This is a genomic window from Mycobacterium sp. 1245801.1 (assembly GCF_001673055.1).
GTDB classification, from domain to species: domain Bacteria; phylum Actinomycetota; class Actinomycetes; order Mycobacteriales; family Mycobacteriaceae; genus Mycobacterium; species Mycobacterium europaeum_A.
In genome coordinates, this window is sequence record NZ_LZKY01000193.1 from 1 (window position 1) to 21,183 (window position 21,183).

Annotated in this window: 18 protein-coding genes and 1 tRNA gene; 10 read left to right on the forward strand and 9 right to left on the reverse strand. The window is 70.5% G+C overall.

Going from position 1 to position 21,183, the window contains the following annotated elements:
* The 5 genes from A5622_RS12080 to selD form a co-directional block, all read right to left on the reverse strand.
* A partial coding sequence (locus tag A5622_RS12080) for a TIGR03557 family F420-dependent LLM class oxidoreductase (protein ID WP_231999623.1) occupies positions 1 to 626 on the reverse strand: 626 nt, incomplete at its 3' end.
* A 72-nt stretch (positions 627 to 698) separates the two neighbouring features.
* Entirely contained in the window at positions 699 to 1,784 is a 1,086-nt protein-coding gene (gene nrfD, locus A5622_RS12085) for an NrfD/PsrC family molybdoenzyme membrane anchor subunit (protein ID WP_066878728.1), read from the reverse strand.
* Positions 1,781 to 2,764, reverse strand: coding sequence for a 4Fe-4S dicluster domain-containing protein (locus A5622_RS12090; protein ID WP_066878730.1), 984 nt, complete (start codon positions 2,762 to 2,764; stop codon positions 1,781 to 1,783). The genes nrfD and A5622_RS12090 overlap by 4 nt, the downstream gene beginning before the upstream one ends.
* On the reverse strand, positions 2,739 to 6,062 hold the full coding sequence (gene fdh / locus A5622_RS12095) for a formate dehydrogenase (protein ID WP_156752935.1): 3,324 nt from the start codon (positions 6,060 to 6,062) through the stop codon (positions 2,739 to 2,741). Before fdh ends, A5622_RS12090 begins: the two co-directional genes overlap by 26 nt.
* A gap of 27 nt (positions 6,063 to 6,089) precedes the next feature.
* Positions 6,090 to 7,091, reverse strand: coding sequence for a selenide, water dikinase SelD (gene selD, locus A5622_RS12105; RefSeq protein ID WP_369827476.1), 1,002 nt, complete (start codon positions 7,089 to 7,091; stop codon positions 6,090 to 6,092).
* A 45-nt stretch (positions 7,092 to 7,136) separates the two neighbouring features.
* Between selD and A5622_RS12110 the strand changes: the two genes are divergently transcribed.
* The 3 genes from A5622_RS12110 to A5622_RS12120 all read left to right on the forward strand — a co-directional run bounded on the left by A5622_RS12110 (position 7,137) and on the right by A5622_RS12120 (position 10,233).
* Positions 7,137 to 7,231: transfer RNA gene (locus A5622_RS12110), tRNA-Sec, on the forward strand.
* 18 nt (positions 7,232 to 7,249) lie between these two features.
* Entirely contained in the window at positions 7,250 to 8,542 is a 1,293-nt protein-coding gene (gene selA, locus A5622_RS12115) for an L-seryl-tRNA(Sec) selenium transferase (RefSeq protein ID WP_066878736.1), read from the forward strand.
* Complete coding sequence (locus tag A5622_RS12120; RefSeq protein WP_066878738.1) at positions 8,530 to 10,233, forward strand: selenocysteine-specific translation elongation factor; 1,704 nt, start codon at positions 8,530 to 8,532, stop codon at positions 10,231 to 10,233. Before selA ends, A5622_RS12120 begins: the two co-directional genes overlap by 13 nt.
* A 9-nt stretch (positions 10,234 to 10,242) precedes the next feature.
* Here the strand turns inward: A5622_RS12120 and A5622_RS12125 are convergent, their stop codons facing one another.
* Positions 10,243 to 10,707, reverse strand: coding sequence for a GatB/YqeY domain-containing protein (locus A5622_RS12125; protein ID WP_066866672.1), 465 nt, complete (start codon positions 10,705 to 10,707; stop codon positions 10,243 to 10,245).
* A gap of 112 nt (positions 10,708 to 10,819) precedes the next feature.
* Here A5622_RS12125 and A5622_RS12130 point away from each other — a divergent pair, with 112 nt between their 5' ends.
* Genes A5622_RS12130 through A5622_RS12150 form a run of 5 tightly spaced genes read left to right on the forward strand, consistent with a single transcriptional unit; the run spans position 10,820 to position 16,194 of the window.
* Positions 10,820 to 12,064: a hypothetical protein gene (locus tag A5622_RS12130; protein ID WP_066878740.1), complete on the forward strand. Its 1,245-nt coding sequence runs from the start codon at positions 10,820 to 10,822 to the stop codon at positions 12,062 to 12,064.
* Positions 12,065 to 12,087: 23 nt separating this feature from the next.
* Complete coding sequence (locus A5622_RS12135) at positions 12,088 to 12,741, forward strand: DUF4129 domain-containing protein (RefSeq protein WP_066878742.1); 654 nt, start codon at positions 12,088 to 12,090, stop codon at positions 12,739 to 12,741.
* Complete coding sequence (locus tag A5622_RS12140; RefSeq protein ID WP_066878790.1) at positions 12,741 to 13,880, forward strand: DUF4350 domain-containing protein; 1,140 nt, start codon at positions 12,741 to 12,743, stop codon at positions 13,878 to 13,880. Before A5622_RS12135 ends, A5622_RS12140 begins: the two co-directional genes overlap by 1 nt.
* Entirely contained in the window at positions 13,763 to 14,872 is a 1,110-nt protein-coding gene (locus A5622_RS12145; protein WP_369829237.1) for an AAA family ATPase, read from the forward strand. The genes A5622_RS12140 and A5622_RS12145 overlap by 118 nt, the downstream gene beginning before the upstream one ends.
* A complete protein-coding gene (locus A5622_RS12150; protein WP_066878744.1) occupies positions 14,872 to 16,194 on the forward strand; it encodes a DUF58 domain-containing protein in 1,323 nt (440 codons plus the stop codon). Before A5622_RS12145 ends, A5622_RS12150 begins: the two co-directional genes overlap by 1 nt.
* A 10-nt stretch (positions 16,195 to 16,204) precedes the next feature.
* On the opposite strand, the gene A5622_RS12155 is transcribed toward A5622_RS12150, so the two are convergent.
* The gene (locus tag A5622_RS12155; protein ID WP_066878746.1) at positions 16,205 to 17,197 is read right to left on the reverse strand and encodes a stage II sporulation protein M; all 993 of its coding nucleotides are present in this window, start codon (positions 17,195 to 17,197) and stop codon (positions 16,205 to 16,207) included.
* A 77-nt stretch (positions 17,198 to 17,274) separates the two neighbouring features.
* Between A5622_RS12155 and A5622_RS12160 the strand changes: the two genes are divergently transcribed.
* Complete coding sequence (locus tag A5622_RS12160) at positions 17,275 to 18,189, forward strand: RDD family protein (RefSeq protein WP_066868364.1); 915 nt, start codon at positions 17,275 to 17,277, stop codon at positions 18,187 to 18,189.
* Here the strand turns inward: A5622_RS12160 and A5622_RS12165 are convergent.
* Positions 18,186 to 18,575 (reverse strand): hypothetical protein, encoded by a 390-nt coding sequence (locus A5622_RS12165; RefSeq protein ID WP_066868362.1) that lies wholly within the window; start codon positions 18,573 to 18,575, stop codon positions 18,186 to 18,188. The genes A5622_RS12160 and A5622_RS12165 overlap by 4 nt on opposite strands.
* Before the next feature lie 201 nt (positions 18,576 to 18,776).
* On the opposite strand from A5622_RS12165, the gene A5622_RS12170 reads away from it, so the two are divergent.
* Positions 18,777 to 19,487: a PadR family transcriptional regulator gene (locus A5622_RS12170; protein WP_066868360.1), complete on the forward strand. Its 711-nt coding sequence runs from the start codon at positions 18,777 to 18,779 to the stop codon at positions 19,485 to 19,487.
* Between the two features lie 44 nt (positions 19,488 to 19,531).
* On the opposite strand, the gene glpK is transcribed toward A5622_RS12170, so the two are convergent.
* Positions 19,532 to 21,100, reverse strand: coding sequence for a glycerol kinase GlpK (gene glpK, locus A5622_RS12175; protein WP_156752938.1), 1,569 nt, complete (start codon positions 21,098 to 21,100; stop codon positions 19,532 to 19,534).
* Positions 21,101 to 21,183 lie beyond the last annotated feature (83 nt).

Below are 21,183 nucleotides of genomic sequence, written 5' to 3' on the forward strand. Positions count from 1 at the left end.
ACGCCGAACTCGTCAGGGAATGGCACTCCGCCCGCCAAGCCGCCAACCTCGCGGGCGGCGGACGGGTGGTCGGCCAGCTTGGCGAACTTGTCGACGCCCCGCGCACCCGCCATCGCCACCCCGATGCCGACCGGCACGTCGGGCACGTCCCACAGCCGGGCCGAGTCAACCTGGAAATAGTCGCCGGTGAAGTCCACCAGTTGCCCGCCGAACAGCTCCCGGATGATCTTGATCGCCTCGCGCAGCATGTCCTGCCGGCGCGTGACGGTCGGCCAGCCCTTGCCGACGACGTGTTCGTTGAGGTTTTCACCGCTGCCCAGGCCCAGGGTGAACCGGCCGTCGGACAGGATCTGCACGGTGGCCGCCTGCTGGGCGACGACGGCGGGGTGATAGCGCATCGTCGGGCACGTCACATAGGTGTAGAGGTCGACCCGCTCGGTGGCCTGTGCCACCGCACCCAGCACCGCCCAGGCGTTCGGCGCGTGTCCTTGCGTGGTGAGCCACGGCGAGAAGTGATCACTGCACACGTGGAAGTCGAAGCCGCGCTCTTCGGCCGAAACCGCATATCGGACAAGGTCTTTGGGTCCACTCTGCTCGGTCATCAAAGTGTAGCCAAAATTCGTCATGCCTGACGGAGTACCCGACTACACAGAGCGCAAACGACGCCCTCGGTTACGACCCGCTGTGCGGCCGCGCCCTCAGCCCGCGGTGGTGATCGAGTCCCCGGTCACCCCGGCGGCCCGGCGCGCGGCGAGCCGGCGCTTCTGCGGCTCGATCGTGTAGCGAGGGTCGCCGGCCGATTCCTTGCCGGCCTCGAAGAAACCGAACCTCAGTGCGGCGGATGCCGTCAGCAACGCGAGGCCGGACAGGACCGCGACGCCGCGGCGCCGCCCGCCCAGCAGCGCGCCCAAACCGCCTGCGGCGGCGAGCCATTCGCTGGCCGTCAGGAGCCGTCCGGGCGTGCCGTGATGCAGCGGTTCCCTGGTCACCGGGTCCATCCGGCGCTCCATCACCCGAGTGCAGATCAGGTCGCCGACCGCGCCGATGACGGCGAGCTTGCGGGCGGGCCCGGCCTCGGCGACCCCGGTGGTGATCATCGCCAATCCCGAGGCGGCCAGGCTCGCCGAACTGACGAACACGAACGGCAGGTCCCGATACGCGGCGTTCCACGTCGGGGTCGCGGTGTCGGTGAGCAGCACCGCGGTGTAGACGGCGAGCGGCGCCGCGAACACCGCGGCTTCCAGTCCGGCCGGCCCCTCCACGGCGCGCAGCACGGGCCGCAACGGGCCCAACGGGATTCGCTCGCCGGTCATCCGGTCGACCTCGGCGGCAGAGGCAACGCCGATGCCGGCCGAGAACAGGCTGAGAATCCAGGAGCCGATGCTCATCGGCGAGGTCAGCTTGACCGTCCGCAGCATGTTGACGAAGCGCTCGGGCCGGCCCAGATCCTTCACCAGGGCGAGCGCACCCAGGGCGACCGCGATCAGCGCGGAGAGCCTGGTGTTGCGGCGCAACGTGTTTCGCCCGGTGAGCTGGGCACCGGCCGCCAGCAATCCGGAGCCGCCGGCGACGCCGCCCAGGAACAGGTAGGCCGCGACTTCGTGTCCCCACGGCGCGGGCTTGACCACCGGCCGCCCGTAATACGAGGTGAACTCGGCGTCGGGGACCATCGGCATCTCGCGGGAGCCGTCCGCGCCGCCGCGCCGGCCCGCGCGCCTGCCTTTGCGCCGCTTGCCGCCCTGGGGCTCCGGCGGACGGAAGCTGTCGAATTCCGACGTGCTCATCGGCTCCTCCAAAACGCCAGCGCGGCCGCGCCGACCATGCCGGCCGCGGCCAGGCCGGCGCGCTTGAACATGGCCGGCAGATCGGCCGTGCAGACCCGCGGGTCGGGCGGCAGCCCGTACACCTCCGGCTCGTCGAGCAGCAGGAACACCGACCCGGTGCCGCCGACGCCGTCATTCTCGTTGGCGCCGTAAAGCCTTGCCTCCGTGCGCCCCTCGGCGTGCAGCTGGGCGACCCGCTCGCGCGCCTGGGCCACCAGCTCGTCGTGATCGCCGAACTTGATCGATGTCGTCGGGCAGGTCTGGGCGCACGCCGGGATCTGGTCCTCGACCAGGCGGTCGTAGCAGAGCGTGCACTTCTGGGCGACCCCGGTGACGAACTCCTCCTTCGGCCGGTCCGGACGTTCCACCGGCGTCGCGTAGGTGCCGTCGCTGCGCCGTTCGACCACGCCGAACGGGCAGCCCGCCACGCAGGTGCCGCAGCCGTTGCAGACGTCGTGCTGCACCACCACCGTGCCGAACTCGGTGCGGAACAGCGCGCCCGTCGGGCAGACGTCCAGGCAGCCGGCGTGCGTGCAATGCTTGCACACGTCCGACGACATCAACCAGCGAAACTCCGGGGTGTGCAGCGGCTGCGAAACCGGTTCGGCAGCAGCGGTTTTCGCGGCGCCGGGCAAGGCGGGCATGCCGAGATCGATCAGGGCACGGCCGGATTCGCGGGCCTCTTCGATGCGCTCCCGGCCCTGCTCGATGAAGGCCACGTGCCGCCAGGTGCTGGCGCCCAGCGCGCCGGTATTGTCGTACGAGGACCCCAGCAGCTCGAGGTCGCCGTCGCGCGGGTTGCGGTTCCACTCCTTGCAGGCGACCTCGCAGGCCTTGCAGCCGATGCAGATCGAGGTGTCGGTGAAAAAACCCTTGCGCGGCTTGGCGTCCGGCCATCCGGCCGCCGCGGCCGGGTCAGTCGGCCCGGTCAGCTGACCCATCGGCTCCTCCTTCCCAGGCGGCGTCACTCACCCGTGTGTTGCCGGTTTCGGTGGTGACGCCCGAGCGTGACTGGTAGTCGGCGATCAGCCGCAACAAATCCTCGCCCTGCGGGCGGCGGCCCGGCCGGATGTCGCACGACCCGGCCTTGGACTCCTGGATCTGCACGTTGGGATCGAGCGTCACACCGAGCAGGTCGTTGGCCGCGTCCCCGCTGACCACCGCGTCGCTGCCGACTCCCCAGTGGTAGGGCAAGCCGATCTGGTGCACGGTGTGGCCGTTGATGATCAGCGGGCTCACCCGCTGGGTGACCAGCACCCGGGCTTCGATCGCGGCGCGGGGCGAGATGATGGTGGCCCACCCGTAGGGCTCGAGGCCGCGCTCGGCGGCCAGTTCCGGGGACACCTCGCAGAACATCTCCGGTTGCAGCTCGGAGAGGTAGGGCAGCCACCGGCTCATGCCGCCCGCGGTGTGATGCTCGGTGAGCCGGTAGGTGGTGAACACGTACGGGTAGACGTCGGCGCCCGGGTCACCGGCGCTGGGTGCGCTCAGATTGTCCTTGCGCGGGAACGTGATTCGCGCGGGATTGCGCTGCTGCGGATACAGCGCGTTGGTCACCGGTGACTCCTGCGGCTCGTAGTGCGTGGGCAACGGCCCGTCGACCACACCCTTCGGCGCGAACAGCCAGCCCTTGCCGTCGGCCTGCATGATGAACGGGTCGTCCCCGGCCAGCGCGTCGGGTCCGCCGAGATCGGGGTCGGGCCGGCTGCCGGGAGCCCGGTCGGCCACGAAGTCCGGGACGTCGTAGCCGACCCAGCGGCCCTGCTCCTCGTCCCACCAGACGTAGCGCTTGCGCTCGCTCCACGGCTTGCCGTCCGGGTCGGCCGACGCGCGGTTGTAGAGCACCCGCCGGTCGGCGGGCCACGCCCAGCCCCATTCCGATTGGCTCGGCGACTCACCGCCGTGCGGCACCCGGCGCGCCGCCTGGTTGGTGGCGTTCGCGTAGACCCCGGTGTAGATCCAGCAGCCGGCGGCGGTCGACCCGTCGGCGCGCAGCTCGGTGTAGGACGTCAACGGCCCGGAGCCGTCGACGCGATAGCCGTTGACCTCGGCCAGCACCGCTTCCCCGTCGGGCTCGCCGTGCTCGTCGGCCGGGTAGTCCCAGCTCAGGTCCAGCAGCGGCCGGTCGCGCTCGTCGGTCGACCCGGCCAGCCGTTGCCGGATCCGTTTGCCGAGCTCGTAGAAGAACTGCAGTTCGCTCTGGCACTGGCCCGGCGGCTCGACGGCCTTGTGCCGCCACTGCACCAGCCGCTGCGTCTGGGTGAACGATCCGGCCTTCTCCACATGCGTCGCGGCGGGCAGGAAGAACACCTCGGTGTCGATCTCGGAGGTCTTGAGTTCGCCCGAGGCGATCTCGGGTCCGTCCTTCCACCAGGTGGCCGATTCGATGAGGTTGAGATCGCGGACCACCAGCCACTTGAGATGTGACATGCCCATGCGCTGCATGCGGCCGTGGGCCGAACCGACCGCGGGGTTCTGGCCGAGCAGGAAGTAGCCCTCGACCTCGTCGTCAAGCATCCCCATCACGGTCTGATAGGTGCCGTGCGGGCCGGACAACCGCGGCAGATAGTCATAGGCCCAGTCGTTGTCGGCGGTCGCCGCGTCCCCCCACCACGCCTTGAGCAGACTGACGGTGTAGGCATCGGCGTTGGCCCAGAAGCCTTTCTGCTTCTTGGATCCGACCGCGTCGAGGTAGTCGGCCAGGGTGTCGTGCATGCCCGCCTTGGGCATCGGCAGGTACCCGGGCAGCAGGTTGAACAGCGTCGGGATGTCGGTGGAGCCCTGGATGGTGGCGTGGCCGCGCAGCGCCATGATGCCGCTGCCCGGACGGCCGACGTTGCCCATCAGCAGCTGCAAAATCGTTGCGGTGCGGATGAATTGGGCGCCGAGCGTGTGCTGGGTCCAGCCGACGGCGTAGGCGAAGCAGGTGGTGCGCTCGCGCCCGGAGTTCTCCACGATGGATTGGGCCAGGTAGTCGAAATCCTCGCGGCTGATACCGCAGACGTCCTTGACCATTTCCGGGGTGTAGCGGGCGTAGTGGCGCTTGAGGATCTGGAACACGGTCCGGGGGTGCTGCAGGGTTTCGTCGCGCTTCACGTTGGCGTGCGCCAGCGGCGGGCCGCCGCTGCCGTGCTCCTGTCCGGCTCCGCTTTCCGAGGCGGTGGTGCCGTGCGTGTGGCCCCCGCCCGGGGACTCGATCTGGCCGTTGCCCTGCTCGTCGTAGGCCCAGCTCGACGTGTCGTACTGCCCGGTTTCGGGGTCGAATCCGGAGAACAGGCCACCGAGATCCTCGGTGTCCCTGAAGTTCTCGTTGATCAGGGTGGCGGCGTTGGTGTAGGCGACGACGTACTCGGAGAACCACAGGTCGTTGGACAGGATGTGGTTGATCAGCGCGCCGAGCAGCACCACGTCCGAACCGGCGCGGATCGGGATGTGCCGGTCGGAGACCGCCGAGGTCCGGGTAAAGCGCGGGTCGACATGGATCACCCGGGCACCGCGCGCCTTGGCCTCTTCCACCCACTGGAACCCGACCGGGTGGCACTCGGCCATGTTGGAGCCCTGGATGACAATGCAGTCGGCATTGGCCATGTCTTGCAGTGATTGGGTGGCGCCGCCGCGCCCGAAGGAGGCTCCCAGACCGGGAACCGTGGCGCTGTGTCAAATACGAGCTTGGTTCTCGATCTGAATGGCGCCCGCGGCGGTGAAGAGCTTCTTGATGAGGTAGTTCTCTTCGTTGTCCAGGGTGGCACCGCCGAGCGCGGCGATGCCCATGGTGCGGCGCAGCAGGTTGCCCTTCTTGTCGATGTCCTGCCAGCTGTTGCGCCGCGATTCCACGAAGCGGTCGGCGATCATGTCGATCGCGGTGTCGAGCTCCAGCGGTTGCCACTCGGTGGCCCGCGGCGGGCGGTAGAGGACCTGCAGCTGCCGGCCGGGCGAATTCACCAGCTGCTCGCTGGCAGAACCCTTGGGACACAAGCGTCCCCGCGAGATCGGCGAATCGGGATCGCCCTCGATCTGGACCACCCGCTCGTCCTTGACGTACACCCGCTGACCGCAACCGACGGCGCAGTACGGGCACACGCTCTGCACGACGCGGTCGGCCGTGCTGGTGCGCGGCGCCAGCGCGCGGGTCTGTTTGGAGGTCACCGCCGAGCCGCGGCCAAGCTTGTCCGTCGAGCGCAACTGGCGCAGGACGGGCCATTCCAGAAACACTTCGCGCAGGGCTTTTTTCGGGGCCATGTCCTAACCCTAGTGCGGTGGGCCCGATCAGCGCACCACGATGGTGTGTTCGCCGCGCGGTACCAGCTCGCCGATGACCGGCGCCCCGGGGATCTCTCCGGCGATCAGCAGCCCACCGGAGGTCTGCGCGTCGGCGAGCAGCAATGCGTCGTCCTCTCCCACGGCGGACAGGTCGACGTGCGGCGCCACCCAGTCGAGGTTTCGCCGGGTGCCGCCGGAGAGGTAGCCGGCCGCCAGCGCCGCCCGCGCGCCGTCCAGGTAGGGCACCGCCGCCGAATCGATCACCGCCGTCACACCGCTGGCCCGCGCCAGCTTGTGCAGATGCCCGAGCAACCCGAAACCGGTGACGTCGGTGGCACATTGGACCCCGGCCGCCAGCGCCGCCGCGGCCGCGTCGGCGTTGAGCGTGGTCATCACGGCGACCGCCTCCTCGAAGCGCTCCCCGGTGGCCTTGTGCCGGTTGTTCAGCACGCCGACACCCAGCGGTTTGGTCAGCGACAGCGGAGTCCCGGGTTTGCCGGAGTCGTTGCGCAGCAACCGGTTTGGGTCGGCGATCCCGGTGACCGCCAGCCCGTACTTTGGTTCGGGGTCATCGACGCTGTGCCCGCCGGCCAGGTGGCAGCCGGCCAGTGCGCACACTTCCAGCCCGCCGCGCAGCGTCTCGGCGGCCAACTCGAACGGCAGCACCTCGCGCGGCCAGCCCAGCAGATTCACCGCGACAACCGGGCGCCCGCCCATCGCGTAGACGTCGGACAGCGCGTTGGTGGCCGCGATGCGGCCCCAGTCGTAGGCGTCGTCGACCACCGGGGTGAAGAAGTCCGTGGTCGCGATCAACGCCGTGCCCTCTTGGATGCGCACCACCGCCGCGTCGTCGCCGTTGTCCAGGCCCACCAGCAGCTCCCCGAACGGGTCGCGCGGCGGGTTGGAACCCAGCCCGCGGACCACGTCCTCGAGCTCACCGGGCGGGATCTTGCAGGCGCAGCCGCCCCCGTGGGCGTATTGAGTCAATCGGTACGTCACGGCGTCCATGGTGCCCGCGCGCCGAAGGCTGCGACAATTGGCGCCATGGCTCAAGGAGGCGTGTCCGGTCTGGTGACCGGCGCGGTCTTCAAAACCGTCGAACGGCAGTCGCTGTCGTTGGCGGGTTCAATTCCCGTCCGCCTCCGCCATGTTCTTTCGGGTCCGCGATGACCGATCCGCGCCGACGGGTGCCCGGCACCGACACGCTGCTCGCCGATCCGCGGCTGGCCGCGGCGCAACGGGTGCTGGGCCGCGCGCTGGTGAAGTCGGTGATCGCCACGGCGCAGCGGCGGGCCCGCGCGGGCGAGATCGCACCCGAGCAGGTCGCCGAGCACGCGATCGCCGCGCTACCCGCCACCGCCTCGAGCCTGCGGCCGGTCATCAACGCCACCGGCGTGGTGGTGCACACCAATCTGGGCCGCGCGCCGCTGTCGCGGGCCGCGCTGGACGGGGTGGTCGCCGCCGGCGGGGCCACCGATGTCGAGTTCGACCTGGCGACGGGCCGGCGCGCGCGCCGGGGCCGGGGCGCGCTGGCCGCGCTGGCCGCCGCGGTCCCGACCGCCGACGGCGTGCACGTCGTCAACAACAACGCCGCCGCGCTGCTGTTGACCGCCATGACGCTGGCCCCCGGCAAGGAGATCGTGCTCAGCCGCGGCGAACTGGTGGAAATCGGTGACGGCTTCCGCATCCCCGAGCTGCTGGAATCCACCGGGTCGCGGCTGCGCGAGGTAGGCACCACCAACCGCACCAGCCTGCGCGACTACGCCGAGGCGCTGGGCCCGCAGACCGGTTTCGTGCTCAAGGTGCATCCGTCCAACTTCCACGTCACCGGGTTCACCTCGGCCGTGGACGTCGCGACGCTGGCGCCGGAACTGCGCAAGCTCGACGTGCCGCTGGTGGTCGACATCGGCTCCGGCCTGTTGTCGCCGCACCCGGTGCTGCCCGACGAGCCGGACGCGACGTCGATGCTGGCCGACGGCGCCGACCTGGTGACCGCGAGCGGGGACAAGCTGCTCGGCGGGCCGCAGGCCGGGTTGCTCTTCGGCCGCTCCGAGCTGATCGAGCGGATCCGCCGCCATCCCGCGGCGCGCGCCCTGCGGGTGGACAAGTTGACGCTGGCCGCGCTGGAAGCGACGCTGCTCGGGCCGCCCCCGCCGGTGGCCCAGGCGCTGGCCGCCGACGTCGACCGGCTGCGGGCGAGGGCCGAGGCGCTGGCCGCCGGGCTGGCAGGGGCGGCGGCGGTGGACTGCGTCGCGGCCGTCGGCGGTGGCGGGGCGCCTGGGGTCGAATTGCCCAGCGCCGCGGTCAGTTTGCCCGAGTCCTACGCCGCCGCGCTCCGGCTCGGCACCCCGCCCGTGGTGGGCCGCCTGGAGGGCGGCCGGTGTCTGCTCGACCTGCGCACGGTGGCACCCGAGGACGACGAGCTGCTGGCCGCGGCGGTACGGGCGTGTTCGTCTTAGCCACCGCCGGACACGTCGATCACGGCAAATCGACTCTGCTGCAACGGATTACCGGGATGTGGCCGGATCGCCTGGCCGAAGAGCAGCGCCGTGGCCTGACCATCGATCTGGGCTTCGCGTGGACCGAGCTGGACGGGCGCCAGCTCGCGTTCGTCGACGTGCCGGGCCACGAGCGGTTCGTGGCCAACATGCTGGCCGGCCTGGGGCCAGCCCCCTTGAACGGCGGAGTGGTGTTCGTCGTCGCGGCCACCGAGGGGTGGATGCCGCAGTCGGAGGAACATCTCGCGGCGCTGGACTCGCTCGGCGTCCGCCACGGGCTGCTGGTGATCAGCAAGGCCGACCTCGCCGATCCGGGCCCGGCCGTCACCCAGGCGTCCGAACGGCTTGCCGCCACCTCACTCGCCGGTGCTCCCGTGGCTATCGGCACCGACCTGGACCGGGTGCGCGCCGAACTGGTGGCGCTGACCGACCGGCTGCCCGCCCCGGACCCCGCGGCCGACGTGCGGCTGTGGGTGGACCGCAGCTTCACGGTCCGGGGTGCCGGGACGGTCGTCACCGGCACGCTGGCCGCCGGCACGGTGCGGGTGGGCGACGAACTCGAGCACGCCGGGCGCCGCGTCACCGTCCGCGGGCTGCAATCGTTGGGCCGCAACCATTCCGAGGTCGGCGCGGTGGCCCGGGTCGCGCTGAATCTGCGCGGCGTCGACCGGCACGACATCGGTCGCGGGGACACCGTGCGCACGCCGGGCGCCTGGCTGGACACCGCCGAGATCGACGTGGCCCTGCGATCGGCGGACGCGCTGGGCCGCCAGCTCATGCTCCATGTCGGGTCGGCGGCCGTGCCGGTGCAGGTTCGCCGGCTGGGGCCGGCCGCGGCGCGCCTGCGGCTGGCCAGGCCGCTGCCGTTGCGGGTGGGCGACATCGGGTTGCTCCGCGACCCCGGACAGCACCGGATCGCGGCGGGCATCGGGGTGCTCGACGTCCGCCCTCCCGCGCTGCGGCGGCGCGGCGCGGCACGCGTTCGCGCCGCAGAACTGGCCACCGGCCAGGTCCGCGCCCCCGACGTCGCGCGCGCGGCCGACCTGCGCGCCATGGGTCTGCCGCCGCGCGGGCAGCGGGTGGGCGACTGGGTGGTGGACCCGCAGTGGTGGGCGGCGCGGCGCGAGGACGCCACCGCGGCGGTGCGGCGCTGGGTGGGCGAGCACGACATCGCGGCGGGCATGCCGCTCGAGACGTTGCGGCAGCAGGTCGGGTTGCCCGCCGCCGAATTGCTGCCGAAGTTGCTGGACGGCACGGGTCTCGAGGTGGCCGACGGGTTGGTCCGCCCGCCCGCGTCGGGCCTGCCGGCCCGCGTCGACAAGGCCGTGCGCACGGTCGAGGACTGGCTGGCCGCCGAGCCGTTCCGGGCGCCCGAGGCCGACGAGCTGGCCGAGCTGAACCTGGGTCCTCGCGAGCTGGCCGCGGCGGTGCGGGCCGGGCGGCTGACGCGGATCGCCGACGGGGTGGTGCTAGGGCCCGACGCGCTGGACCGGGCCGCCACCGTGCTGAGGGGGCTGCCGCAACCGTTCACCGTCAGCGAGGCGCGCCGGGCGCTGGGCACCACCCGGCGGGTGGCGGTGCCGCTGCTGGAACACCTCGACGCCCGGCGCGCGACGCGCCGCGGCGATGACGGAACCCGGGTGGTGCTCTGACCCGGTTGGCTACAGCCGCTCTTTGACAGCGGCCGAGAGGCGGGCGCCGTCGGCCTTGCCGGCGGCGATCGCGGTGGCGGCCTTCATCACCATGCCCATCTGCTTCATCCCGGGGCGTTCGCCGATCTCCTCGGCGACCTGCGCGATCGCGGTGTCCGCGACGTCGGCCACCTCGGCCTCGGTGAGCGGGGTGGGCAGGTACTCGTCGATGATCCGGCCCTCGGCGTGCTCGTTGGCGGCGAGCTCCCCGCGGCCGTTCTGGGTGTAGATCTCCGCGGATTCGCTCCGCTTGCGGGATTCCTTGGCCAGGACCTTGATGACCTCTTCGTCGGTGAGGTCTCTGGCCTCCTTACCGGAGACCTCCTCGGTCTGGATCGCGGCTAACAGCATGCGCAGGGTGGCCGTTCGCAACTTGTCCTGGGCCTTCATCGCCGCGGTCAAGTCCGACCGGATCCGGGATTTGAGTTCCGCCATGTCTGCGACGCTACGCGCCGGGTGGGGGGTCGACGTTGTGAAATGCCCCGGCCGCCGACAGGATGGAGCCCATGACGAACGACGCGCCCGGCTGTAAAGGCCGCGGGGTTCGGTGAGCGCGCCGCCGCCTGGTAATCCGGTTGGTCCGCCACCGGCATACGGCCCACCACCTCAATACGGTCCGCCGGCGAGATACGGCCCGCCGCCGGCGTATGGCCCGCCGGCATACGGCCCGCCCGCGTATGGTCCGCCGCCCGGCTACCCGCCCCCGTCGGGCTACGGCCCCCCGCCGGGCTACGGCGCTGCGCCCGGATACGGGCAGCCCTCGGGCTACGGCGCCGCACCGGGCTACGGATCGCCGCCTCCGTTCGGGCCGCCGTCGGGCTACGGAGCAGTCAAACCGGGGATCATCCCGCTGCGCCCGCTCACCCTCGGCGACATCTTCAACGGCGCGGTCGGCTATGTCCGAGCGAACCCCAAAGCGACGTTGGGGCTGACCGCCATCGTCGTGGTCATCATGCAGATCATCACCAAGGTCGCGTTCTTCGGGCCGCTGGCCGCCGCCGACAGGTTCGGCAGCGATGCGCCCGGCGAACTGAGCTCGGGGGTGCTGGGCGCCTGGACGGCCTCGGTGGGTGGCGGCATCCTGGTCGGCTGGCTGGGCGGCATGCTGCTGTCGGGCATGCTCACCGTCATCGTCGGGCGGGCGGTGTTCGGGTCACCGATCACCATCGGCGAGACCTGGGCCAAGATCCGTGGGCGGCTGCTGGCCCTGCTCGGCCTGGCCCTGCTGGAAGCCGTCGTGGTGGCGGCCCTCGCCGGGCTGGTCGCGGTGATCATCGGGGTGCTGGCGGCGGTCGGCAACGCCGCGGCGGCCGTGGTGTTGGGCATCCCGTTGGTGCTGGCCGTCCTCGCGTTCCTGGCGTACCTGTACACGGTGGTGCTGTTCGCCCCGGTGCTGATCGTGCTGGAGCGGCTGCCGGTCATGGACGCAATCACCCGGTCCTTCAAGCTGATTCGCCACGGCTTCTGGCGGGTGCTGGGCATCCGGCTGCTGACGTTCCTGGTGGCAGCCGTGGTCGCCAACGCCGTAGCGGTGCCCTTCAGCCTCGTCGGCCAGTTCTTCCAGGTCACCTCGTCCAGCACGGCGTTCCTGGTCAGCACCGCGATCCTGTCGGTGGGGGCGGCGATCGGTGAGATCATCACCGCGCCCTTCAACGCGGGAGTCATCGTGCTGCTGTACACCGACCGCCGGATGCGCGCCGAAGCATTCGATCTGGTGTTGCAGAGCGGAGCCGCCCAGGGGCCCTACGCGGCCGCTTCCACCGACAACCTCTGGCTGACCCGGCCCCTGTAAGGGCCGAAAAGGATTGCCGCAGGATGCCTTCCATCGACATCGACCGCGATGCCGCACACCGCGCCGCGCAGGACGAGCTCAACAAACCCAGCTATTCGAAGGGCTCCGCGCGAGAACACTTCGTCGACTGGCTCAACGACCTGATCTACCGGCTGCTGCAGAAGACCTCGACGATTCCGGGCGGATGGCTCACCGCCACAGTGCTTTTCATCCTGCTCGCCATCGCGGTGCTCGTCGGCGTCTACGTTCTGCGCCGCACCATGCGCACCCGCCGCGGCGGCGACCACTCGTTGTTCGAGGCCGCCCAACTGACCGCCGCCCAGCATCGCGCGACGGCCGAGAACCATGCGGCGCAGGGCGACTGGGCGGCGGCGATCCGTCACCGACTGCGGGCCGTCGCCCGCCAGCTCGAAGAGACCCGGGTGCTGACACCCGCCCCCGGCCGCACGGCCAACGAGCTGGCCCGCGACGCCGGCGCCGCGCTGCCCCATCTGGCCGGCGAATTGACGCAAGCGGCAACGGCTTTCAACGACGTCACGTACGGTGAACAACCCGGCACCCAGCCCGCCTACCAGATGATCGCCGAGCTGGACGACCACCTGCGGTCCCGCTGGCAGGGCGGACCGCTGGGACCCGGCCGGGCGGAAGCCCCCGAGTCGTGGGCGGCGGTGCGCTGATGGCGACGACCACCGGTGTGACTCCCGAAACCACGCCGCGGCGCTGGCGCACCTGGCGGTGGATGCTCGTCACGCTGCTGGTGCTCGCGGTCATCGCCGGCGTCGATGCCTATTTGACCGCACCGCGGCCCGGCGCACGCATGGACCCGGGGGCGACCGGACCCGACGGCGCCCACGCACTGGTGGAATTGCTGCGCAACGCCGGAGTCGACGTCGTGGTGGCCAACAACATCGCCGACGTCGAACACGCGGCGCGCCCCGATGCGCTGATCCTGGTGGCCCAGAGCCAATACCTCACCGACACGCTGCTGGACCGGCTGGCCAGCGTCCATTCGGACCTGCTGCTGGTGGAACCGACGACACGGACCCGCGAGGCGCTGCTGCCGGACATCCGGATCTCGGGCGCCAACGGTTTCGACCTCGACCCGAATTGCACGCTGCGCGAGGCGGTTCGGGCCGGCTCGGTGCGGTTCGGGCCCAGCAACACCTACGAGCCCAAAGGCGGGCGCGCGATGACCCGCTGCTACGACGGCGCGCTGATCCGCTTCCGCGACGACGGCCGCACCATCACAGCGGTCGGCAACACCGACTTCATGACCAACGGCGGCCTGCTGCAAGCGGGCAACGCGGCCCTGGCGATGAACCTCGCCGGCGACCGGCCCCGGCTCATCTGGTACGCGCCGCATCAGGTCGAGGGTGAATCCTCAGCCAAGGCATCGCTTTTCGAGCTGATCCCGCCCAATGTCATCTGGATCGTCGGTCAACTGGCACTGGTAGTGCTGCTGGTCGCCCTGTGGAAGGGCCGCCGCCCCGGGCCCCTGGTGGCCGAGGAGCTGCCCGTGGTGGTCCGCGCGTCGGAGACGGTCGAGGGTCGCGGGCGGCTGTACCGGTCCCGACGGGCACGCGACCGCGCGGCCACCGCCTTGCGCGCCGCCACGGTCGCGCGGCTGCTGCCGCGGCTGGGCCTGGGCGCGGGCGCGTCACCCGATGCGGTGGTGACCACCGCGGCCCAGCGCATCGGATCCGATCCGGCGTTCGTCTCCTACCATCTGTTCGGTCCGCCCCCGACGACCGACAACGACCTGTTACAACTTGGCCGTGCGCTCGACGAAATCGAAAGGCAGGTCGCACACCCGTGACACAGCCCCCTTCCGCTCCACAAGCCGATACCGCCTCATCCCCCACCGCTGAATCGGCACGCGAGGCACTGCTGGCGTTGCGTGGCGAGCTCGCCAAGGCTGTCGTCGGACAGGAAGGCGTGGTCAGCGGCCTGGTGATCGCGCTGCTGTGCCGTGGTCACGTGCTGTTGGAAGGCGTTCCGGGAGTGGCGAAGACGCTACTGGTCCGGGCGCTGTCCGCGGCGCTGCAGCTCGAATTCAAGCGGGTGCAGTTCACCCCCGACCTGATGCCCGGCGACGTGACGGGTTCACTGGTGTACGACGCGCGCACCGCCGCGTTCGTGTTCCGGCCCGGCCCGGTGTTCACCAACCTGCTGCTGGCCGACGAGATCAACCGGACCCCACCCAAGACCCAGGCCGCGCTGCTCGAGGCGATGGAAGAGCGACAGGTCAGCGTCGATGGCCAACCGCAGCCGCTGCCCGACCCGTTCATCGTGGCCGCGACCCAGAACCCGGTCGAATACGAGGGCACCTACCAGCTGCCCGAGGCCCAGCTGGACCGCTTTTTACTCAAACTGAATGTGACGCTGCCGCCGCGGGACGCCGAGATCGCCATCCTGCACCGGCACGCGCACGGCTTCGACCCGCGCGACCTGTCGGCGATCAGCCCGGTGGCCGGGCCCGCCGACCTGGCGGCCGGCCGCGACGCCGTCCAGCGCGTGCTGGTCGGCGACGAGGTGCTCGGTTACATCGTCGACATCGTGGGGGCCACCCGGTCGTCCCCCGCGCTGCAACTGGGCGTGTCCCCCCGCGGTGCCACCGCCCTGCTGGCCACCGCGCGGTCCTGGTCCTGGCTGTCCGGCCGCAACTACGTCACTCCCGACGACGTGAAGGCGATGGCCCGCCCGACGCTGCGGCACCGGGTGATGCTGCGGCCCGAGGCCGAACTCGAAGGGGCCACGCCCGACGGTGTGCTCGACGGGATTCTGGCGTCGGTTCCGGTGCCCCGCTAGTGGTCCTGACCGGACGCACCGGGTTGGTCGCACTGATCTGCGTCCTGCCCATCGCGCTGTCTCCGTGGCCGGCAACGACTTTCGTGGCCCTGCTGATCGCGCTGACGGTTCTGGTGGTCGTCGACATCGTGTTGGCGGCCAGCCCCGCCAGGTTGCGCTACGTCCGTTCCCCGGATCGCTCCGCCCGGCTCGGCCAGCAGGTCGAGTGCGGGCTGTTGATCCGCAACGACGGCCCGCGCAGCTTCCGCGGCCAGATCCGCGACGCCTGGCCGCCCAGCGCCCAGGCGCAGCCGCGCACCCAGCCGATCAACATCGCGGCCGGACAGGACCAGCACGTCACGACCCGGCTGCAACCGCTCCGCCGCGGCGATCAGCGCGCGACGGTGGTGACCGCCCGATCGATCGGTCCGCTGGGGCTGGCGGGACGGCAGGGTTCGCGACAGGTGCCGGGCCAGTTGCGGGTGCTGCCCCCGTTTCTGGCCCGCAAGCACCTGCCGTCGCGACTTGCCAAGCTGCGCGAGATCGACGGCCTGCTGCCCACGCTGGTGCGCGGGCAGGGAACCGAATTCGACTCGCTGCGAGAGTATGTCGTCGGCGACGACGTGCGCTCGATCGACTGGCGCGCCACCGCGCGGCGCGCCGACGTGGTGGTGCGCACCTGGCGGCCCGAACGCGACCGGCGGGTGGTGATCGTGCTCGACACCGGCCGCACGGCGGCGGGTCGGGTCGGTGTCGACCCGACCGCGTCCGATCCGGCGGGCTGGCCGCGGCTCGATTGGTCGATGGACGCCGCGCTGCTGTTGGCGGCCCTGGCATCGCGGGCCGGCGACCATGTCGACTTCCTCGCCCACGACCGGGTGAGCCGGGCCGGTGTGTTCGGCGCCTCGCGCACCGAACTGCTTGCCCAGCTGGTCGACGCGATGGCGCCCCTTCAGCCGACGCTGGTCGAATCCGATTGGCGGGCAATGGTTTCCACTATCGGACTGCGCGCCCGCCGGCGTTCCCTGGTGGTGCTGCTGACCGACCTCAACGCGGCCGCCCTCGACGAGGGCCTGCTGCCCGTGCTGCCGCAACTGTCGGCTAAGCATCGTCTGCTACTGGCCGCGGTTTCCGACCCGCGCGTCGACCAAATGGCCGTCGGGCGTTCGGACGCCGCGGCGGTCTATGACGCGGCGGCCGCCGAACGATCCCGCAACGACCGCGGCGCGATCGCCACGCGGCTGCGCCGCAGCGGGGTGGAAGTCGTCGACGCGCCGCCCACCGAACTGGCACCGGCGCTGGCCGATCACTACCTGGCGATGAAGGCGACCGGGCGGCTGTAGCGATCGCCGCTCAGCGGGTCGGGACGAAGTCCGGCGCGTCCTCCATGTCACCGCTTTCGCCGGCCTGCACGCCGCGGCGGCCGAAGTAGACGATGTAGGACAGGAACGCCACCTCGGCGAGGACGCCGATGCCCACCCGCACGAACGTCGGCAACGGTGACGGCGTCACCAGCGCCTCGATCAATCCCGAAACCAGCAGCACCGCAACCAGACCCACGGCGACCGAGACGACGGCACGCCCCTGCTCGGCGAGCACCTGCCCTCGGGGCCGGTCGCCAGGGGCGATCACCGACCAGCCCAGCCGCATTCCCGTTGCCCCCGAAAGGAATACCGCCGTGAGTTCGAGCAGTCCGTGCGGGGCGAGCAGACCCAGCAGCAGGCCACCCTTGCCGGCCGGAAACATCAGGCCGGCAATGACGCCCAGATTGGCGGCGTTCTCGAACAGCACGAACGGGATGGGCAGCCCCAGCACCACGGACAGCGCGATGCATTGGGCGGACACCCAGGAGTTGTTCACCCAGATCTGCAGCGCGAACGCGGCGGCGGGATGTTCGCTGTAATAGGACTCGACATCGTGGTTGACCAATTGCGCGATGTCACTGGGCGTTCCGAGGGCGGACTGGACGTCGGGACTGCCGGCGACCCAAAACGCGACGATCACGACGACGGCGAAGAACGCCGCCGCCGTGGCCAGCCACCACCGCCAGGTGCGGTACGCCACGACCGGGAAGGACACCGTCCAGAACCGGGTGAACGCGCTGCTCAGTGGCGCGTGGGCGCCCGTCACCGCCGAACGGGCCCGCGCGACCAGGCTGGAGAGCCGACCGATCAGCAGCGAATCCGAGGACGCCGAGCGCAGCATCGACAGATGGGTGGAGACCCGCTGATAAAGCTCGACGAGTTCGTCGATTTCCGCACCCGACAACGACCGGCGCCGCCCGATCAATCGGTCCAGGCGGTCCCAGGTAGGGCGATGGGCCAGCACGAACGCATCGACATCCACCCTGGGCAGCCTAATCGCATTCCCGGCGCGGCAAAGTGCGGCCGGCCACGCGGGCCCAACCTGTACCGTTCGAAGTTATGTCGGAGGTGGTGACCGGGGACGCTGTGGTGCTCGATGTGCAGATCGCCCAGCTGCCGGTGCGGACGCTGAGCGCGCTGATCGACATCACGGTCATGGTCATCGGTTACCTGCTCGGCCTGATGTTGTGGGCTGCCACCCTGAGCCAATTCGATACCGCGCTGAGCAACGCGATCCTGCTGATTTTCACGGTGCTGGTGATCGTGGGCTATCCCCTGGTGCTCGAAACGGCGACGCGCGGGCGCTCGGTGGGCAAGATCGCGATGGGGCTGCGGGTGGTGTCCGACGACGGTGGCCCAGAACGCTTCCGCCAGGCCCTGTTTCGCGCCCTGGCGGCGCTGGTGGAAATCTGGATGCTGTTCGGCAGCCCGGCCGTCATCTGCAGCATCCTGTCCCCCAAGGCCAAACGGATCGGCGATATCTTCGCCGGCACGGTGGTGGTCAACGAACGCGGGCCCCGCCTCGGGCCCCCGCCGATGATGCCGCCGTCGTTGGCGTGGTGGGCCTCGTCGCTGCAGCTGTCGGGGCTGTCCGTCGGCCAGGTCGAGGTTGCGCGCCAATTCCTTTCTCGGGCAACGCAGCTCGACCGTCAGCTGCGCGTGCAGATGGCATACCGGATCGCCGGTGACGTGGTGGCCCGCATCGCGCCGCCGCCACCGCCCGGCGCCCCGCCGGAACTCGTGCTCGCCGCCGTCCTCGCCGAGCGGCACCGTCGCGAACTGGCCCGGCTGCGCCCCGCCATGCCCGGGCCAGGGCAGACGGGGCCGGCGCCGTGGCCACCGACCGCCCCCGCCTACGGCCCCCAAAGCTGGCCCGGCCCGCCGCCGCAAGTCCCCGGATGGCCGGACCCGCGTTCGAATCACCCCGGCCCGGGAGACTCCTCGGCTCCGGGCGGTTTCTCAGTACCGCACTAGCCCGCCACGCTCGCCGCCATCAGGGCGACGTCGGCGATCAGCAATGCCCATCCGCACAGCGGGACCGCGATGCCCCAACGGCGCTTGGCGGTGAAAATCGAGACGATGATGGCGAGGACGGCGACCGCGGGCGCGCCGTAGAACGCCACGCCGAAATTGATCCCGCCGTGGCCCAGGTTGGGACAGCTGCGATCGCTGCAGCCATCGGTGCTCATGACCGCACCCAGCGCGAAGAGCATCACCAGGGCGGCACCGGGCACCGTCGCTAGCGCCAAACCCCAATTGACCCACGGCCGGGCGTTGGGGCGCCGCGCGCCGCCGGGTCGCCCGTACGCGGCCGGGCCCGCGGGGCCGCCGCCCACCGTGAGGTTGTTGTTGGTGTCCATCCCGATAGCTGGTACCCGCGTCCGGCGCATGCAAACCGCGTCGCGCCCCGGCCGTGGGTGGGCAATCACCGATCTCCGCAGCTCAGCGGCCACGCACGCGCCATGTTCAACATATCCAGTTGCATCGCGATAGTTTCCGATATATCGTGATGTTTCGTAGCGCGCGATCGGTGCGCGACCCACCAACGTAAGGACACACCAATGAGCAACCCATTCACTCCCCCAGAAGGTCCATTCGCCGGCCGACCCGGCTTCGGATTCGGTTTCGGCTCCGGCCCGGTCGACCGGCGCGCCCTGCACGAAGCGCGGCGCCAGGCCCGGCGGGACTTTCGCGAGCATCTACGCGACCACGCCGGCAGCCACGACGGCCCGCTCGGCTTCGGTCCCGGTTTCGGCCCGGGCTTCGGTCCCGGTTTCGGTCCGGGCTTCGGCCCCGGTGGCCGGCGCGGCGGATGGCGCCGTGGCGGCCCGGGTCGCGGCAAGCGCGGTGACGTGCGAGCCGCCATCCTCAAGCTGCTGGCCGAGCGGCCGATGCACGGCTACGAGATGATTCAGCTGATCGCCGAGCGCAGCAACGGACTGTGGAAGCCGAGCCCCGGTTCGGTGTACCCGACGCTGCAGCTGCTCGACGACGAAGGCCTGATCACCGCGAGCGAAACCGAAGGCAGCAAGAAGCTTTTCGAGCTGACCGAGCAGGGCCGCACGGCGGCGGAGAAGATCGAGACCCCGCCGTGGGACGAGATCACCGAAGGCGCCGACCCGGGACACCTGAATCTGCGGGCGGCGGTAGGCCAGTTGTTCGGCGCGGTCGGGCAGTCCGCCCACACCGCGTCCGCCGAACAGCAGCAGCGCATCGTCGAGATCCTCAACAATGCGCGGCGTGAGATCTACGGCATCCTCGGCGAAGACTGAGTGCCGCTGAGCGGGCCCTGGATCGGGTCACGTCGCGTGACCGCTCAGGTTACGGAGACCCAATCCAGGGTCCGCTGCACGGCTTTGCGCCAGCCCGCATAACCGGCGGCGCGCTGCTCGTCGTTCCACGCCGGCTCCCACCGCCTGCCCTCTTGCCAGTTGGCCCGCAGGTCGGCCGGGTCGGCCCAGAACCCCACCGCCAAGCCGGCCGCGTAGGCAGCGCCCAGCGCGGTCGTCTCGGCGACGACCGGCCGTACCACGTCCACCCCCAGCACGTCGGCCTGGATCTGCATGCACAGGTCGTTGCCGGTGATGCCCCCGTCGACCTTCAAAACGTCAAGGCGCACACCGGAATCCGCCGCCATGGCGTCCACCACGTCGCGACTCTGGTAGCAGATCGCCTCCAGCGTGGCGCGCGCAAGATGCGCGTTGGTGTTGAACCGCGACAGCCCGACGATCGCGCCGCGCGCGTCGGATCGCCAGTACGGCGCGAACAACCCGGAAAACGCGGGCACGAAATAGACCCCGCCGTTGTCATCGACCTGACGTGCCAGCGATTCGCTTTGGGCAGCTCCGCTGATGATGCCCAACTGATCGCGCAGCCACTGCACGGCCGCCCCGGTAACCGCGATCGAACCCTCGAGCGCGTACACCGGTTTGGCGTCCCCGAACTGATAGCAGACGGTGGTCAACAGGCCGTTGTCGGACCGCACGATCGTCTCGCCGGTGTTGAGCAGCAGGAAATTCCCGGTGCCGTAGGTGTTTTTGGCTTCCCCTTCGGACAGGCACACCTGGCCCACCATCGCCGCGTGCTGATCGCCGAGCATTCCGGCGATCGGCACCTCACCGCCGGCCGGCCCGGTCTCGGTCGTCACGCCGTAGGGCTGCGGGGACGACGACGGCCCGATCTTCGGCAACATCGCACGGGGCACGGAGAAGAACGACAGCAACTCGTCGTCCCAGTCCAGCGTCTCCAGGTTCATCAGCATGGTCCGGCTGGCGTTGGTCACGTCGGTGGCGTGCACGCCGCCGCGCGGACCCCCGGTCAGGTTCCACAACACCCAGGTGTCGGCGGTGCCGAACAGCGCGTCGCCGCTCTCGGCGGCCTCACGCACCCCGTCGACGTTGTCCAGAATCCATTGCAGCTTGCCGCCGGAGAAATAGGTGGCCGGGGGCAGGCCCGCCTTGCGGCGAATCACGTCGCCGCGACCGTCGCGTTCGGCCGCCGAGGCAATGCGGTCGGTGCGGGTGTCCTGCCAGACGATCGCGTTGTAATAGGGCCGTCCGGTCTTGCGGTTCCACACCAGCGTCGTCTCGCGCTGATTCGTGATACCCAGCGCCGCAATATTTTTGGTACTGAGATTGGCCCGGTTCAACACCGACGTCAGCACCGAGGAGGTGCGTTCCCAGATCTCCACCGGGTCGTGCTCCACCCAGCCGGCGCGGGGCAGGATCTGATCGTGCTCGAGTTGATGGCGAGCCACCTCGGCACCGTCGTGATCGAAGATCATGCAGCGAGTGCTGGTGGTGCCCTGGTCGATGGCGGCGACGAACTCGGCGAACTCGGCCAACTGCTCTCCTTCACCCCGGAACACTGTTGCGTCGAAGACCATCATGGTCTACCCGCCGGACGAACGAGACGGGAACCGCGACTCGTGGGAGCTTGCGTTACGCGCGGTAACCCTGTTGCATCTGC